At 73.4% G+C, this 271-nt stretch carries 1 protein-coding gene; it reads right to left on the bottom strand.

Translation table 11 applies throughout. The features are described from left to right. A partial coding sequence (locus FLQ44_RS19895) for a pyridoxal-phosphate dependent enzyme (protein WP_240801351.1) occupies positions 1-257 on the bottom strand: 257 nt, incomplete at its 3' end. Between the last annotated feature and the right edge of the window lie 14 nt (positions 258-271).

Here is a 271-nt window from a genome sequence, read left to right as displayed (position 1 = left end):
CCGGACTTCAGCGAGTCGTGCGCGTCGCAGGCCTGTTCGGGTTCAGCGCCGAACACGCGAATGCCGGGCTTGAGCGACTGCGCGGCGATCGCCGTGCCCGACAGCAGGCCACCGCCGCTCACCGGCGCCAGCACGGTGTCGAGGCCGGGCACGCTGTGCAGCAGCTCCAGCGTGGCGGTGCCCTGCCCCGCGATCACCCGCGCATCGTTGTAGGGGTGCACGACCTCCGCACCCGTCTGCGCCAGCACCTCGGCCATGGCGGCGTCGCGCG

Origin of the sequence: Vogesella mureinivorans (genome assembly GCF_007644035.1) — a bacterium.
Lineage (GTDB): Bacteria > Pseudomonadota > Gammaproteobacteria > Burkholderiales > Chromobacteriaceae > Vogesella > Vogesella mureinivorans.
This window is presented reverse-complemented; position numbering and strand designations above follow the sequence as displayed.